Origin of the sequence: Dietzia sp. 179-F 9C3 NHS (assembly GCF_045369825.1) — a bacterium.
GTDB lineage: Bacteria > Actinomycetota > Actinomycetes > Mycobacteriales > Mycobacteriaceae > Dietzia.
The window spans coordinates 1-1,363 of sequence record NZ_JBIQES010000040.1 but is presented as its reverse complement, the minus strand read 5'-3'; the positions used below and the strand labels follow the sequence as shown (position 1 = coordinate 1,363).

General features: G+C 74.5%; 1 protein-coding gene. It reads right to left on the bottom strand.

Annotated features, from left to right (window positions below; translation table 11 throughout):
- A partial coding sequence (locus tag ACH0BZ_RS16345; RefSeq protein WP_406899801.1) for a DUF222 domain-containing protein occupies positions 1–1,343 on the bottom strand: 1,343 nt, incomplete at its 3' end.
- Between the last annotated feature and the right edge of the window lie 20 nt (positions 1,344–1,363).

The window sequence follows — 1,363 nt, the reverse complement described above, 5'->3', positions numbered from 1 at the left end:
AGGAGTCTTTCCCGCGCCATCTCGGCGGCGAGTTCGGTGTCGGTGAGGGTGTCGATGCGGCATCCGGGGTCGCTCGGGTCTGGGAGCCGAGGCCCCGGCGGGCCGAAGATCTGCTCGGCGGTGCCCACGGCCTCGGCCGGGCCGGCCGGATAGGTGACCGCCGTGGCGCCGTCGGGGGCGGTGAAGGTGAACACCCCCTGCAGATCGGTGGTGATCGTCCACCTGTCACGGGTCTTGACCCGGTGATGCCGCCGACACAGGCACCCCAGGTTCAGCTCCACGGTCCACCCGCCCGAGACCGGATCGCGGTGCAGGAACGGCTCGAGGTGATCGACGTCGCAATCCGCCGCGGGCACACCACACCCCGGGAACCTGCAACACCCGTCCCGCTCGCGGACGCGGACTCTGAGCCAGTCGGGAATCCGGTACCGCAACGCGTACCCGGGAAGCCGGTCCCGGGCCAGCCGCGCCAGGGCCCGCCGCTCGGCGCGATTGAGCTCCGCCACCCGGTCGGGATCGTCGCGCTCGGCGAGCGCGTGTTCGGCCGAGGCCCGCGGGTCCGGGGGAGTCAGTGGCGCGCCCAGCCACGACAGCGGATCCGCCGGGCGCAGTTGGTCGGCCGGGCCGGGCCGGGTCGGATCGCGCCGGGCCCGGGCCAACAACCCCGCCGCCGCGGACGCCGGCAGCAGCCCCAGTCGGGCGATCCACACCATCAGCCCGTCCGCCGGCCGCGCGGCGGCCTCACCACCGGTGTGCACCGTGACCGTCACCTGCGCCCGATCCGGGACCGCCCCGGCCACCGCGTCGAGTTCCTCGGCCAGCACCGCCAGCGCCTGCTCGGTCAGCTCCGCCGCCGCCACCGCCCCACGGCCGGCGGTCAGCACCAGCAGCGCCACCGCCCGACACTGCCCCAGGGGCAGCCGCTTACCGTGCTCGTCCCGCGGCCGGCGCCCGTGCAGCCGGCGCGCCAGGGCATCCACCGTGGCGAACACCGCCGCCCCGGCCGCGCCCGGCATCACCGCCTGAACCTGCGCCACCCCACCACGCAACGCCTCGAGCCCCACCCCGACACCGGCCCGCGCGGTGCGCCGCACCGTGCGCACCCCGTCCGGATCCATCAGCGCCACCAGCGCGTCCACCGCCGCGTCCAACGCCTTGGCCGCGAACCGCACCCCAGCGGCGATCGGCTCGACGACCTCACCACGCACCGCCGCATCCAGCGCCGGCAACACCTGCGGATCGACCTCATAGGTCCGCTCCACGATCTGCTTGACCACCTGTGCCGAGACCACCCCCTCCAGGAACGCCTCAGCCAGCAACGGCAAGTGCTCGAACAACTGCACCGCTGCCCGCAACCGATATC